At 63.0% G+C, this 14,788-nt stretch carries 11 protein-coding genes and 1 pseudogene; 8 read left to right on the top strand and 4 right to left on the bottom strand.

Translation table 11 applies throughout. The annotated features are described in order from the left end of the window. Window positions 1–12 precede the first annotated feature (12 nt). The 3 genes and pseudogenes from FHW75_RS23405 (at window position 13) to FHW75_RS23395 (ending at window position 3,774) form a co-directional block, all read left to right on the top strand. Entirely contained in the window at window positions 13–996 is a 984-nt protein-coding gene (locus tag FHW75_RS23405; RefSeq protein WP_019098389.1) for an SCO family protein, read from the top strand. Between the two features lie 225 nt (window positions 997–1,221). Next, window positions 1,222–2,766 (top strand): annotated as a pseudogene (locus FHW75_RS23400) (putative bifunctional diguanylate cyclase/phosphodiesterase); the annotation flags it as partial. A 57-nt stretch (window positions 2,767–2,823) separates the two neighbouring features. Continuing rightward, on the top strand, window positions 2,824–3,774 hold the full coding sequence (locus tag FHW75_RS23395; RefSeq protein ID WP_027609256.1) for a site-specific integrase: 951 nt from the start codon (window positions 2,824–2,826) through the stop codon (window positions 3,772–3,774). On the opposite strand, the gene FHW75_RS23390 is transcribed toward FHW75_RS23395, so the two are convergent. Then, on the bottom strand, window positions 3,764–4,672 hold the full coding sequence (locus tag FHW75_RS23390) for an SMP-30/gluconolactonase/LRE family protein (RefSeq protein ID WP_232062866.1): 909 nt from the start codon (window positions 4,670–4,672) through the stop codon (window positions 3,764–3,766). The genes FHW75_RS23395 and FHW75_RS23390 overlap by 11 nt on opposite strands. A gap of 205 nt (window positions 4,673–4,877) precedes the next feature. Between FHW75_RS23390 and FHW75_RS23385 the strand changes: the two genes are divergently transcribed. Then, on the top strand, window positions 4,878–5,783 hold the full coding sequence (locus FHW75_RS23385) for a LysR substrate-binding domain-containing protein (protein WP_183674737.1): 906 nt from the start codon (window positions 4,878–4,880) through the stop codon (window positions 5,781–5,783). Here FHW75_RS23385 and FHW75_RS23380 read toward each other — a convergent pair whose 3' ends face one another. Together FHW75_RS23380 and FHW75_RS23375 are read right to left on the bottom strand one after the other, a co-directional pair. Beyond that, the gene (locus FHW75_RS23380) at window positions 5,784–6,923 is read right to left on the bottom strand and encodes a glycerate kinase (protein WP_025754131.1); all 1,140 of its coding nucleotides are present in this window, start codon (window positions 6,921–6,923) and stop codon (window positions 5,784–5,786) included. Between the two features lie 128 nt (window positions 6,924–7,051). Then, on the bottom strand, window positions 7,052–8,149 hold the full coding sequence (locus tag FHW75_RS23375) for a sugar diacid recognition domain-containing protein (protein ID WP_183674735.1): 1,098 nt from the start codon (window positions 8,147–8,149) through the stop codon (window positions 7,052–7,054). Window positions 8,150–8,312: 163 nt separating this feature from the next. Here FHW75_RS23375 and FHW75_RS23370 point away from each other — a divergent pair, with 163 nt between their 5' ends. The 3 genes from FHW75_RS23370 to FHW75_RS23360 all read left to right on the top strand — a co-directional run bounded on the left by FHW75_RS23370 (window position 8,313) and on the right by FHW75_RS23360 (window position 12,442). Continuing rightward, complete coding sequence (locus FHW75_RS23370) at window positions 8,313–9,641, top strand: MFS transporter (protein ID WP_183674732.1); 1,329 nt, start codon at window positions 8,313–8,315, stop codon at window positions 9,639–9,641. Window positions 9,642–9,839: 198 nt separating this feature from the next. Beyond that, entirely contained in the window at window positions 9,840–11,360 is a 1,521-nt protein-coding gene (locus FHW75_RS23365) for an apoptosis inducing factor family protein (protein ID WP_183674729.1), read from the top strand. 71 nt (window positions 11,361–11,431) lie between these two features. Beyond that, on the top strand, window positions 11,432–12,442 hold the full coding sequence (locus FHW75_RS23360; protein WP_027615554.1) for an aldo/keto reductase: 1,011 nt from the start codon (window positions 11,432–11,434) through the stop codon (window positions 12,440–12,442). A 56-nt stretch (window positions 12,443–12,498) separates the two neighbouring features. Here FHW75_RS23360 and FHW75_RS23355 read toward each other — a convergent pair whose 3' ends face one another. Then, window positions 12,499–13,290, bottom strand: a complete 792-nt coding sequence (locus tag FHW75_RS23355; RefSeq protein WP_080587325.1) for an RHS repeat-associated core domain-containing protein — start codon at window positions 13,288–13,290, stop codon at window positions 12,499–12,501. 213 nt (window positions 13,291–13,503) lie between these two features. Between FHW75_RS23355 and FHW75_RS23350 the strand changes: the two genes are divergently transcribed. Next, window positions 13,504–14,601, top strand: a complete 1,098-nt coding sequence (locus FHW75_RS23350) for an alkene reductase (protein ID WP_019096249.1) — start codon at window positions 13,504–13,506, stop codon at window positions 14,599–14,601. Window positions 14,602–14,788 lie beyond the last annotated feature (187 nt).

Here is a 14,788-nt window from a genome sequence, read left to right as displayed (position 1 = left end):
GAGGACCGCATCATGTCCGGCTCATGGCGTTTCCTGCTGGTGCTCGCGCTGTTCGCCGCCAGCATCCCGTTCTGGCCGTTGCTGCCGCAACAACCGGTGGCCAAAGACGCTGAAAGCCCTTGGGGTGCCGACTACTTCCCCAACATCCCCCTGCTCACCCAGGACGGGGAGCAAGTGCATTTCTTCGACGACCTGATCAAAGACAAGGTTGTCGCCATCAACTTCATTTTCACCGGCTGTTCCGACTCCTGCCCGGTTGAAACCGCACGCCTGCGCCAGGTGCAGAAGATTCTTGGCGACCGCGTCGGCAACGACATTTTCCTGTACTCCATCAGCATCGACCCTTACAACGACACGCCAGCCACCCTCAAACGCTACGCTGAAAAGTTCGGCATCGGCCCCGGCTGGACGCTGCTCACCGGTGAACCTGACGACATCGAACGGTTGCGCCGTAGCCTGGGGCTGTGGATTGACGGCCTGGAAAACGGCCGTTCCAAGGACCACAACCTGAGCCTGATCATCGGCAACCAGGCCACCGGCCGCTGGATGAAGGCTTCGCCCTTCGAAAGCCCGTACATCCTCGCCGATCGCCTGGGCAACAGCCTGCACAACTGGAAGCAGGCCAGCGCCAAGAACAATGACTACGCTCAAGCGCCCGAAGTACGTCCGCCAAGCAGTGGCGAGCAGATCTTCCGCACCCGTTGTTCATCCTGCCACACGCTGGGTAACACCGAGCCGGGGCAACCGGGTATAGGCCCCGACCTGCTGGGTGTGACCCGCCAGCGTGATGCCAACTGGCTGACCCGCTGGTTGAAAGAACCCGACCGCATGCTGGCAGAGAAAGACCCCCTGGCCATGCTGCTGTACGAGCAGTACAACCGCCTGGCGATGCCCAACATGCGGTTGGGTGATGCCGAAGTCAGCGCCTTGATGAGCTACATCGAAGAGGAAACCGCACGCCTGCAGGCGCCCTTGGCGGATACGGGGAACCCTTAAAGGCAATTAGCTATCAGTCATCAGTCTGTCATCTTATTGTCGTATTTTTCGAGCATCACCCAGGGTCGGGAACCATCAGCAGTGATTCGCCGTTCGCTTTCGTCCACCAGCCTTTTACGGCTGCTGATCCTGATGCTGTGCGCAGCCACCCTGGCCTTTCTTTGGGGGCTGCACATCCCCTCCGTAACCGCCGCCCACCCGGCGTGCGGCCTTGGCCTGCCTACACCCTCGGCATTGCCCCATTGTCGGCAGTTCTGGCTGAACCTGAGCATGACCCTGCTGATCCTCGGCAGTTTGCTGTGCACCTTGCGTCTGCTGCGCAAGCACCAGGAGGCTTTCAATGCTCTGGAGCAGGCCCAACAGGTCAACCAGCAACTTATCGGGCGCCTTGAGGAGGAACACCGGCGCAGCAGCCATGCCGCCGCCACCGACCACCTCAGCGGGTTGCACAACCGCCGCCAGTTCGTCGAGGTGGCGGGTCAGGCGCTTACCCGGCAACGGGGCAAGCGCCGGCTGATGGCGATCCTGTTCATCGACATGGACCGCTTCAAGTCGATCAACGACTCGCTCGGGCACAAGATTGGCGACCTGCTGCTGCAGGCTGTGGCCGGGCGTATCCAGCGCCTTCTGGAGCCCGGCGACGAGGCTTCGCGCTTTGGCGGCGACGAATTCGTGGTGCTGCTGGCAGGCGAACGCAGCGAGGAACAGATCAATACCTGGGTTCGCGAACTGGTTCAGCGGTTGTCGGCCACCTATGACCTGGATGGCCAGGAGGTCAACACCAGCCCCAGCGTGGGCGTAAGCATCTGCCCCCGCGATGGCCAGGACATCGACAGCCTGGTCCGCAGTGCCGACGCGGCGATGTATTCGGCCAAACAGGCCGGGCGCGCGCAATATCGCTTCTTCGACCCCTCGCTGAACCTGGCCGACATTCAGGCCTTCACCCTTGAACAGGCCTTCGGCAGTGCCTTGGCCGAGCGCCAGTTCGTGCTGCACTACCAGCCACAGATTCGCCTCGACACCCAGCAAGTGCTGGGCTACGAAGCGCTGGTGCGCTGGGATCACCCCGAGTTCGGCCTGCTGTACCCGGACCGCTTCATCGACCTGGCCGAACGCAGTGGTTTCATTGTCGAGCTGGGTTGGGAGGTGTTGCGCCTGGCCTGCGAGGCCCTGTCGGAGTGGGACGCCCAAGGCCGACAGACACGGCTGGCTGTCAATGTCTCCGCCCTGCAACTGCGCCAGGGCGACTTCGCTACGCGGTTGCTGAACGAACTGCAGCAGTATGCGATTGCGCCGCAGCGGCTGGAGCTGGAAATCACTGAAACCACCATCCTCGACCCGGAAAGTACCGCTGTGGCGCACCTGCACACCCTGCGCAGCGCGGGCCTGGGCATCAGCCTGGACGATTTCGGCCGCGGCTACGCTGGCTTCGCCCACCTGCATTCGCTGCCGCTGAGCAAGCTGAAAATCGACCGCTCGCTGATCGCCCCCTTGTCCAACAGCCATGACGACAGCCCGATCGTGTCCTCCACCATCATCCTGGCCAAACGCCTGGGCCTGGAAGTGGTGGCCGAAGGTGTGGAAACCCGTGAGCAAGTGGTGTGCCTGAAACTGGCGGGCTGCGATATAGCCCAGGGCTATCACTTCAGCCGGCCGCTGTCGCCGGCGCAGTTGCGCGACTACCCACACTTCAACGGCATTGAGCCCTCGCACGATACGATGGTGCTGGTGCCGGCCCTGCAGGATGGCGTTGCCCCGGTGCCGCATTAGGTGCTTGTCTTGCGATTTCGGTTTATCGTGTGCCCATCACCCACCGACAGCCGCACCATGACCGATATCGAGCGCTACCTTCGCGCCGCCACCCGTGACAACACCCGGCGCAGCTACCAGGCCGCCATCGAGCACTTCGAAAGCCACTGGGGCGGCTTTCTCCCGGCCACCGCCGAGAGTATCGCCCGCTACCTGGTCGAGCATGCCGAACACCACGCCGTCAATACCCTGCGCCAGCGCCTGGCCGCGCTCAGTCAATGGCACGTCGCCCAAGGTTTCCCCGACCCGACCAAGGCACCGCTGGTACGCCAGGTTCTACGCGGCATCCGCACCCTGCACCCGACGCCGCCCAGGCAGGCCGCCCCGCTGTTGCTGCAACACCTGCAAACCGCCGTGGCGTGTTTTGAAGAGGAGGCTCGCCAGGCCCACGAACACCACGACCTGGCCGCCCTGCGCCGGGCACGCCGCGACACTGCGTTGCTGTTGCTGGGCTTCTGGCGAGGTTTTCGCGGTGATGAACTGGCACGCTTGCGCATCGAACATATCCAGGCCGAAGCCGGTGTCGGCATCACGCTGTTCCTGCCGCGCAGCAAGGGCGACCGCGAAGCCTTGGGCGTGCAGCACCGGACCCCTGCCCTCAAGGCCCTGTGCCCGGTAACGGCCTACCTGCAATGGCTGGAAGTTGCCGGCATTGCCCACGGGCCGGTGTTTCGCAAGCTTGACCGCTGGGGCAACCTCGGTGAAAGCGCGCTCAACAGCAACAGCCTGGTCGGCCTGCTGCGGCGCATGCTGGAACGTGCCGGGGTACCGGCGGCGCTGTATACCGGCCACTCGCTACGGCGTGGCTTTGCCACCTGGGCCACAGCCAATGGTTGGGAACTGAAATCACTGATGAGCTACGTGGGCTGGAAAGATGCCAAGTCGGCGCTGCGCTACATCGACTCGGCGCAGCGTTTTGGCGAACTGGCCGTGTTACCGGCCAGCCAAGCCCAAGCGCTTATTCCTTGAAGCTGTGCCGGGCGACACCGCCAATTGTCGGGTGGATGGCATACAGGTCGCCAGCATCCGGGTAATGGAGCAGGTCTTCAGGGCTCATGTCGAAACGCGCGGTGCTGATGAACAAGGTATTCATGCCGGGCCCGCCAAAGCAGCAACTGGTGGGGCACGGTACCGGCATCAGTACCTGATCGGTCAGGTGGCCGTGGCGGTCGTAGCGCAGCAGGCAGCTGCCATGGTACTGGCACACCCACAGCCCGCCTTCGCGGTCCAGCGCCAGGCCATCTGGCCGCCCCAGTTCGGCAGGGGTTTCGGCAAACAGCGTAACAGTGCCCAGCCGGCCCTCCATGAGGTACTCGGCACGGTAGATGGCGCGCGCCGCCGAATCGACGAAGTACATCGTCTGGCCGTCTTGCGACCAGGCAACCCCAGTGGGCAAGGCCATGTCATCGTGGATGACCTCGTCGCTCAACTGCCCGTCAAAACGGAACAGCGCCCCGGTATTGCCGCTAAGGGCATCGTCCATCAACCCGGTAACGAAGCGCCCTTGCGGGTCACAGGCGCCGTCGTTGAATCGGTAAGTGGAGCGCGGATGGACCGATGCCGAATGCTGGCATACCTTGCGCGCCGGCACATCGAAAATGGCTACGCTGGCATCTTCGGTGAAAATCAGGTTGCCCCGGTCGGTCAGCGCAAGGGCGCCAATGCGCGCGGCTGACGCGTAAAGGTTCTCGACTTCGCCGTCTGGCGTCAGGCAGTTGATGCGCCCGCCAGAAATATCGATGAAGTACAATGCGCCGTTACGCTCATCCCAGACCAGACTTTCGCCCAGGTCGGCGCGGGTATTGGCGACCTTGACTGGTACGCAGCTGCATTCCTTGATGCGGGGCGATCGTCCGGCCAGCCCCATTCCATAGGCCAAGACCAGGCCCTGTGCGGCATCGGTGACGGCCGCAACTTCGTTGTGGAAAGGCTCTGTAACGGGCATTTCTGGCTACCTTCGATTTTCCTTTTTACGATAACAACAAAAAAATCAATGACTTAATATTAAAAGCATGCAACTTTGATATCTCATGGATATCACCACCGAGTCGCCGCACTGAAGGAATGCTTGATTGATCGAAACACGTTTGCTCAGGCAGTTCATCGCCGTGGCAGAAGAGCTTCACTTTCACAAGGCTGCCGAGCGCCTGCACATGGCACAGCCGCCGCTGAGCCAGGCGATCAGCCGCCTGGAAGAAAAGCTCGGTTTCAGCTTGTTCTTGCGCAATACGCGCGGGGTGCGTCTGACCCCGGCCGGCACAGCCTTTCGCGATACGGCTTACCGCGTGCTTGCCGAGCTGGAACAGGGTATCGAGTACGCCCGTAATGTCTCTGCGGGTGTCAGCGGGAAACTGACCATCACGGCCATTTCCATCGCCTATTACGACTCGTTGCTCACCAGCTTGCGGCGCTATCGCGAGACTTACCCGAACGTGCAGCTGACCCTGCGCGAGATGCCATCGGCGACGCAGGCCAAGGCGCTGCTGGCCGGCGAGGCGGATATCGGCTTCATGCGCAGGTTACCGCTGCCGGTGGGTACGCTGGAGTCACGGCTGCTGCTTGACGAGCAGATTGTCATGGCGCTGCCCGCCGGCCACGTGAAAGCGCAGCAAGGCGACGTCGACCTGCGCGAGTTTGCCAATGAGGATTTTGTGTTTACCCCGCAAGCGTTGGGCGGCGGCTACCATGCCCAGCTGGTCGCCCTGTGCGAGTCGGCCGGCTTCTACCCTCGGGTGGTGCAGGAAGCCGCACAGATTCATACCCTGCTGGGGCTGGTCGCCTGTGGTTTCGGTGTGGCCCTGGTGCCGTCCTCATTCGCCCAATCGACCCCACGCGAGCGCGTACAGTTCTGTGCGATCCGCCCGATAGACGAGCAAGCCACCCCAGGCATTGGCCTGTACATGAAATGGAACGCCCAGAATGCCTCGCCTGCGCTGGCCAACTTCATCGCCCTGTTCGAAGACGCAAAAACGCTTTGATCAGGCGCGCGCTGCGCAGCGCCATAACCGGCCCACGTCACAAGCCCGAGCCTGCAGCAGTTCTGCCGCGTTGGCACATGCTTGTTCCAGGCTCATCGGCCCGCTGGCCAACGCAAATGCAGCATCGACCCCATGGGCATACAACTGCTGGTAGCCCTCACCCAGTGTCCCGGCCAGCACCACCACCGGCACACCGTGGCGCCTGGCGACCCGGGCAACCCCCATCGGCGTCTTGCCGCGCAGTGTCTGGGCATCGAAACGCCCCTCACCCGTCACCACCAGGTCCGCGCCCTGCACCAAGGCGTCAAGCCCGGCCAGTTCGGCCACCACCTCTACCCCCGGGCGGAACTGTGCCCCCATGAACGCACGGGCGGCGAAGCCCATACCACCGGCAGCGCCGCACCCAGGGTAGTCGCGCACATCGTCGCCCAGCAGCTGTACGCAGTGGTCGGCAAAATGGCCCAGCGCCTGGTCCAACGCCTGCACCTGCTGCGGGTTAGCGCCCTTCTGCGGGCCGAAAATCGCCGATGCACCGTTGGCGCCGCACAGCGGGTTGTCGACGTCCGCCGCGACTTCGAATTGCACCTCCGCCAGGCGCGGGTCCAGGTGACTGGCGTCGATCCGCGCCAGCTTCGCCAGTGCCAGGCCACCTTCTTCCAGCGCTTGCCCGTCGGCATCCAGCAGGCGCAGGCCCAGCGCGCGCAGCATGCCGCTGCCCGCATCGTTGGTGGCGCTGCCACCGATGGCCAGCACCACCCGCTGTGCGCCGGCGGCCAAGGCGGCGGCAATCAGCTCGCCGGTGCCCCAGGTACTGCTGCGGCACGCATCACGCTGGTCGGTAGGCACCAGCTGCAAGCCACTGGCCTGGGCCATTTCGATAATGGCCGTACGGCTTTGCGGCAGCCACCCCCAACCGGCTTCGACGCTGTGCCCCAACGGCCCACGCACCGCTTGCCGGCGCAGTTCGCCGTGGCTGGCGGCCAGGATCGCCTCCATGGTGCCTTCGCCGCCGTCGGCCATCGGGCACTCGACCAAGGCTGCGTCCGGCCACGCCTGCCTCAGGCCAGCAGCGATGGCGCGGGCGACACCGGCAGCATCGAGGCTGTCCTTGAACGAGTCGGGGGCAATGACGATCTTCATGGGGATTCTCCTGTCCTGATGAGCGGCATGCTGACAGGTGCCCGCCAGGCTGGCCTCGGTCAAATGCACAATACGCCGGGCGGGTTGTTTGGGCAGATGCCTTCGTGGCGGTGCCTGCAGGCGCCGCGTCAATCAGCAGGCAACAGCTGCAACCCCAGGTACAAGCTAAGCATCCCCTCCATGCGCAGCGGGTCGACCTCACCCAGTTCGGCAATCCGTTCCAGGCGATAGCGCAGGCTGTTGCGGTGGATGCCCAAGGCATCGGCACAGGCCTGGCTTTGGCCGTCATGGGCACACCACGCGCGCAGGGTGCTGAGCAACTGCCCACTGTTGTCCTTGGCGCGAATGCGCTGCAACGGCTCCAGCAGTTCATCCAGCGCGTCATCGTTGCGATGCCGCCACAGCAGTGCCGGTAGCCGGTAGCGTTGCAGGCTGAGCAAACGCTCGGCGGGCAGTACCTCGCGCCCATAGGCCAGCAAGTCTCGCACCCGGCGATAACCTCGGCGCAGTTGCTCCAGGCTTTGCGCGGTACTGCCCAAAGCCAGGCGCTCCACGCCCCAACCGTGGCGTTGCAGGCGTTCGAGCAGGCGTGGCTCATCCAGCGTCACACCTGCGGGCCGACACCACAACAACGACTGCCGCGCCGGGCTGACACACCAGCTGTCCGGGTAGCGGCTGAGCAACCACGCAGCAAGTGCCTCGGCGGGTGGCCCCGAGGTCAGCTCGAACAGGCAAGGCACCCTTGGCAACTGCGGCTTCAGGCCCAGTTGCCGGGCTTCGTCGAGCAAGCGTGGCGAGTCGCCGCTGCCGCCTAGCAACAGCGCCAGCAGGTCATCACAACGCTGCCGTCGCCATTGCTGGTCGTCTTGCAAATGGCGCTGGGCCAGCAGCATCTCGGCGGTCATGCGTACCAGCTCGCCATAGGTGCGCACCTGTTGCGGGTCACCCGTCAGGCCCAGTACGCCCATCAGCCGGCCATCGAGCATCAGCGGCAGGTTCACCCCGGGCTGCACGCCCTTGAGGCATTTGGCCGCTTCAGTATCCAGTTCGACGATCCGGCCATTGGCCAGGACCAGTTGCGCGCCTTCATGTCGGGTGTTGATACGCTCCGGCTCACCACTGCCCAGGATCAACCCCTGGCTGTCCATGACATTGACGTTGCACGGCAGAATGGCCATCGCCCGGTCAACGATATCCTGAGCCAGGTCATGGTCGAGTTCGAACATTGCGGGGTCCTTTAGGAGTCAGGCTTTTGGGCTCGGGCACAGCAGCCTGGGCCGGGTACTGTGCAAAAGCACAAAGACAGGCCGGCCACAGTCCCCGAGACTCGTCAGGGCGAGCGCCGACACAGGCGACGCGGCGACAACCATAACAACAGAGAACCCGATCATGGCACACAGCCCCGCCCCTGACCAAGGCACGGACACCACCCGCAACGCGCTGTACCGGCGCATCACCCTGCGGCTGATTCCGTTCATTTTCATCTGCTACCTGTTCAACTACCTGGACCGCGTCAACGTCGGCTTTGCCAAACTGCAGATGCTCGACGCCCTGAAGTTCAGCGAAACGGTGTACGGCCTCGGCGCCGGCATCTTCTTCATCGGTTACGTACTGTGCGGTTTGCCAAGCAACCTGGCGCTCAACCGGTTTGGCCCTCGGCGCTGGATTGCACTGATGATGATCGCCTGGGGCAGCCTCTCCACCTGCCTGCTGTTCGTCACCACCCCCACCGAGTTCTACACCTTGCGCCTGCTCACCGGCGCCGCCGAAGCCGGCTTCTTCCCGGGTGTGGTGCTGTACCTTTCGCGCTGGTTCCCGGCGGCCCGTCGCGGGCGCATCATGGCCCTGTTCATGTCGGCGATCCCGGTGTCGGGCTTGCTCGGTGGGCCGTTCTCCGGCTGGATCCTGCAGCACTTCGCCGCCGGCCAACACGGCTTGGCCGGCTGGCAGTGGATGTTCCTGATCCAGGGCCTGCCAACCGTTGCCCTGGGCATACTGGCGGTGTTTCTGCTCAGTGACGGCTACCAGAAAGCACCCTGGCTGAGTACGGCGGAGCGCCAGCTGGTTGCAACCGACCTGGAAGCCGATGCTGCCAGCAAACCGAACACTACCGGCGACAGCGTACTGGCCGTTTTGACCAACCCGCTGATCTGGACCTTCGGCTTCGTCTACTTCTGCATCCAGAGCGGTGTGTACGCGATCAACTTCTGGCTGCCATCGATCATCAAGAACATGGGCTTCGACAACCCGCTGCTGATCGGCTGGCTCAGCGCCATTCCGTACCTGCTTGCGGGTGTGTTCATGATCCTGTGCGGGCGCTCGGCCGACCTGCGCAACGAGCGCCGCTGGCACCTTGTGGTGCCGATGCTGATGGGGGCTATCGGCCTGCTGATCGCGGTGAACTTCGCGGGTAACCCGACCATTGCCATTCTTGGCCTGTCGATTGCCACCATGGGCGCGCTCACCGGCCTGCCGATGTTCTGGCCAATGCCTACCGCGCTGCTCAGTGCCGGTGCCGCTGTGGCCGGTTTGGCCATCATCAACTCGGTGGGCCAGATGGCGGGGTTCCTCAGCCCGTACCTGGTGGGGTTCATCAAGGACCAGACCGGTTCAACCGATGCCGCACTGTATTCGCTGGCGGCGCTGATCGTGCTGGGTAGCCTGGTAGCCTTGCGGGTAACGCGGGCAGGTGCGCTGAGTACTGCAAAGGCCAGTTGAACCCATTCGCGGGCTCACCCGCTCCCACAGGACCGCCACAGTGTTCGAGCTCGTGGTAATCCTGTGGGAGCGGGCAAGCCCGCGAAGAGGCCAGCCCAGGCCACACACAATCCACACCCTCCACCGATCGTCAGCTCAACGCATCCCCTCCCCACCTCAGGCGTCAAATGGTTCCAAAGGCCCCTTTGGAGAACCCCCATGACCCAGCACGCCGTGGCCCGCCTTAGCCAGCTCGACGAACACCGTCCTCTGCGTGTTCAGGCCGGTAGCGAAGAACTTGTCCTCATCCGCCAGGGCGACCAGGTTCGTGCCTACCAAGGCAACTGCCCCCACGAAGGTGCGCCACTCAATGAAGGCGTGGTTTGCAGCGGCTTGCTGGTCTGCCCTTGGCACAAAGCCGCCTTCGCCGTGGACGATGGCGTGGTCTGCGAGCCCCCGGCGCTGGCCGACCTGCGCCGCTACAAAACCTGGGTCAAGGGCGATGAAGTCTGGGTCGATGACCAGCCCCTGCCAGCCATCGAGCCGCCACGGCACAGCGATGCCCGCTGCTTCGTCGTGGTGGGTGCTGGCGCCGCTGGCAGCGCTGCAGTCGCTACGTTGCTGGCCCACGGCTTCGCCGGCCGGCTGGTGTGGGTCGATCAGGAACGCCAGCCCGCCTACGACCGCACGGCCCTGAGCAAATTCGTGATTGCCGGGCAGATGCCGCCCGATGAAGTCCCCGCCCTGCTTGATGCCGACGCCTTGCGCAAGGGCCAGTTGGAGCGCAAACACGGCAAGGTGCGCACACTCAACAGCCAGAAACGCCAGCTTACGCTCGCCGACGGCCAACAGATCGATTACGACGCCTGCCTGCTGGCCACCGGCGGGAAAGCACTGCGCCCGGACATCCCCGGCGCCGACCTGCCCGGGGTGTTCACCCTGCGCTCACGGGAGGATGCCGCCCAGTTGCTCGATGCAGCCGAACCCGGCCAACCGGTGGTCATCATCGGTGACGGTTTCATCGGCCTCGAAGCCGCCTCGGCATTGCGCAAGTACGGCCTACAGGTGCACGTGGTCACCCGCCACGAAGTCCCCCTGGCCCGGCAGCTGGGTGAACGCATAGGCCGCAGCATCCGTGAGCTGCATGAGCGCAAGGGTGTCACCTTCCACGGCCCTACTGAAGTTCAGCGCATCGAGGGCCAGGACAAAGTCGAAGCCGTGCAACTGGCCAATGGAGAACGGCTTCAAACACCCTTGGTGCTGCTCGGCACGGGGGTAAAGCCGGCCACTGCCTTCCTCCAAGGCGTGCCGCTGACCGAGGACAAGTCTGTGAGGGTCGACGCAGAAATGCGCGCTGCCGATGGCCTGTGGGCGGCGGGAGATATCGCCACCTTCCCGCTCACCGGTCGACCTGTGCGCATCGAGCACTGGCGCCTGGCCCAGCAACACGGGGTAATCGCTGCAGCCAACATGCTTGGCGAGCAGCGCCGCTATGCCGATGTGCCGTTCTTCTGGACTTACCAGCACGGCCGCACTTATGAAGTGCTTGGCCACGCCCGGGACTGGAACCGGGTCGAGTTCGTCGGTGAGCCGGAAAAAGGCGATTTCATTGCGCTGCAGTGTATGGATGATCGGGTTGAGGCCGTGGTCGCCAAGGGTTATTCCGATGCCATGGCAACGCTGTCGCAACGCATGAAACGCCCCTTGAGCCTGCAAGAGGCGTTGGCGCTAATTGGCTGAGGTCCGCCTTTCAATGCGCCCCGGTTGTGTGTAAAACAGCTGGATCAGCCGACTGATAAGGACCCAAGCGCATGATCTACCGCCCCCTCGGCCACAGTGGCCTGCAGGTTTCCGCCCTTACCCTGGGCAGCATGATGTTCGGCGAGCAGACCAGTACCGAGGACGCCCTGCGCATCATCGACAAGGCCTGGGACCAAGGCATCAACTTCATCGACACTGCCGACGTGTACAACGCCGGGCGCTCGGAAGAAATCGTCGGTGAAGCGGTGGCACGCCATCGCCAGGACTGGATCGTCGCCAGCAAGGTCGGCTTCGGCCCGGCCGATGGCTTGCCCAACCGCAGCGGGCTGTCGCGCAAACACATCTTCAATGCCCTGGAGGCCACCCTCACCCGCATGGGCATGGACTATCTGGACATCTACTACCTGCACCGCGAAGACCACAAGGTGCCGCTGGAAGAGACCGTGCAGGCCATCGGCGACCTGCTGCGCCAGGGCAAGATCCGCTACTGGGGCGTGTCCAACTTCCGTGGCTGGCGCATTGCCGAGGTCTGCCACATTGCCGAGCGCCTCGGGGTGCCCAAGCCGGTGGTGAGCCAGCCGCTGTACAACATCGTCAACCGTCAGGCCGAGCCGGAGCAGCTTACCGCTGCTGCCGCCCATGGCCTGGGCGTCGTGCCGTTCAGCCCGTTGGCGCGTGGTGTACTCAGTGGCAAGTATGCGCCGGGGGCCGTGCCGGATGCCGGCAGCCGCGCAGGGCGCCAGGACAAGCGCATCATGGAAGTGGAGTGGCGCCAGGAGTCGCTGGCCATCGCCCGGCAGATCCAGGCTTACGTCGAGGCCAAGGGCGTGGGAATCGTTGAGTTCGCCATTGCCTGGGTGCTGAATAACCAGCTGGTGAGCTCGGCGATTGTCGGGCCGCGTACCGAAGAACAGTGGGACACCTATGGCGGTGCATTGGCGGTGAAGGTCACGGCGGAGGATGAGGCGTTCATCGACTCACTGGTGACGCCGGGGCATGCATCCACGCCGGGGTTCAATGATGTGGCGCATTACGTGAGCGGGCGGCGTGCACGGTCTTGACAACACGGCTGGTTGCTTGAGGCTGGTAAGCGAGTGTCGGCGTAATCATCACTGACTCAGGTGCCTACAAATGCTCTCACAGCTTCATTGTTACGCGCTAGAATATCAGCTGCAATACGTTCCCCCCATGCTTTGGTTACATTGGCACCGTACCCCAACTGCCAGAGCATGCTCAGCGCCATTTTTTGTTTGATGTCTACACCATCACTCCCTAGTTCTTTTATAACCTGATGCTGCACAAGCTCGTAAACAACCTTCGCTCTCTTTTCTGACGTCATTTCCTTAATTCCAAGGGTTTCGGAAAAAGCATCCCAGTGTTTTTTGTCTGCACCGCCATCCCAAGGTTGTTCAGCAGATAGCGCCGGCGTTTTCGTTTTGACACGACGGGTCGAACTGCGTGGCTCTACCCGCGAAGTGGTTGCCAGCAAAGTCGGGTCATCGATAGACTCTACTGCGACGTGGCGAGGCAGCCGACGGGCACCAGAACGCAAATTCTGATCGCGTCGGTAGGCTGAAACCTTGGCATACGAATGACCGCTGGGGTCGACATGGTTTATGGGGTCACCCGAGCAATATCCATAACTATTTAACCCGCCTTTACCAAATGGGCTGAAACTATCCGGAGTCGTGAAGCGCATGAGAGCGCAGCAGTAAAGACGAACGCCATTGCCTAAAAGATAGCCTTGAATGAGTGGCTCAAGCGCCTGCCCGTTAAATGCCAGTAATATCGCTGCGCTTTCGCTATTTGAATGACCATAAGCACTATAAGCTCGCACTCCAGTGATGCTGGTTGACTCATGGAGGCGGTATTCATGAGGCGGCGTTGTTACCTCGGCTGATTTTTTCATAGTTTATTCCTCATAAAAATACACTATTTAACGGTTTGGCTGCTTCATGATAAGTGATGACTGCCCCCCCCGGTAACTGTCAGAAATGCCAGTTCGCTTAAGTTTTCGTTCATACATGTTCATTGGGGAGCCCTGCGCCGGGCTCCCGGTCCCCCCTTTCCCCAATCACCCCGGTATCGTGCGCACCATTGGTTTTCCACCTCTGGAGCTGCAATGAAACTCTTGCAACCGCTGCAAATCGGCCCCCTAACCCTGCCCAACCGTGTCTTCATGGCGCCCCTCACCCGCCTGCGCAGCCTGGAGCCGGGCGATGTACCCACCACGCTGATGGGCGAGTACTACCGTCAGCGCGCCAGTGCGGGCCTGATCATCACTGAAGCCACGCAGATCTCCTTCCAGGCCAAGGGCTATTCTGGCTCGCCCGGCATTCATAGCGCCGAACAGATCGCTGCCTGGAAGCACATCAACGAAGGCATTCATGCCGATGGCGGCCACAGCGCCGTGCAGGTCTGGCACACCGGGCGGGTGTCACACACTTCTCTGCAACCTGGCGGCGAAGCGCCAGTGGCCCCTTCGGCACTTCCGGCAGGTGCGCGCACTACCCTGCGTGACGAGCAAGGCGACCTGATACGCGTAGAAACATCCGCGCCGCGGGCGCTCAGCGAAGCGGAAATTGCCGGTATTGTCGCCGACTTCGGCCTGGCCGCGATCAACGCCCGTGAAGCCGGGTTCGACTTCATCGAGCTGCATGCGGCCCATGGTTACCTGCTGCACCAGTTCCTTACCCCAAGTGCCAACCAGCGCGAAGACCGTTACGGCGGCAGCGTCGAAAACCGCGCACGTATTGTGCTGGAGGCGGTGGACGCGGCCGTTGCCAACTGGAGCGCCGAGCGCGTCGGCATCCGCGTGTTCCCGTTGGGTGGTTTCAATGGCGTGGACAATGGCGAAGACCAGGAAGCCGCCGGCCTGTATCTGATCCGCGAGCTGGCCAAGCGCAACCTCGCCTACCTGCACCTCTCCGAGCCTGACTGGGCCGGTGGCAAGCCATTGCGTGACGAATTCCGCCAGGCAATCCGCGCGGCTTACCCGGGCGTAATCATCGCGGCCGGTGCTTACACCGCCGAGAAAGGCGAAGATCTGATCGGGCGTGGCCTGATCGATGCCGTGGCGTTCGGGCGCAGTTACATCGCCAACCCGGACCTGGTCGAGCGGCTGCGGCTCCAGGCGCCGTTGAACGAGCACCGGGCGCAGTTCGACTATGCCAATGGGCCTGAAGGGTATACGGATTATCCGTTCCTGAAGCAGGCTTGATACAGAAACGGGAGCCCATATGGGCTAGTGCCAGTCCGGTAAGGTTTTTGGCTTGCACGTGTTCGGCTTTGGTGGTTTTTCGCCTGTGACATCGAGCGCCGCGCGGGCGGCGCTCGATGTCAGCAGCCCCACATGACTCAAGGCAGGCGCATGCAGGCCCAAAAGCCCCATTGCAGCCTAAGCGGCT

The sequence above is a fragment of the Pseudomonas sp. OG7 genome (assembly GCF_014192825.1).
GTDB classification, from domain to species: Bacteria; Pseudomonadota; Gammaproteobacteria; order Pseudomonadales; family Pseudomonadaceae; genus Aquipseudomonas; species Aquipseudomonas monteilii.
This window is presented reverse-complemented; position numbering and strand designations above follow the sequence as displayed.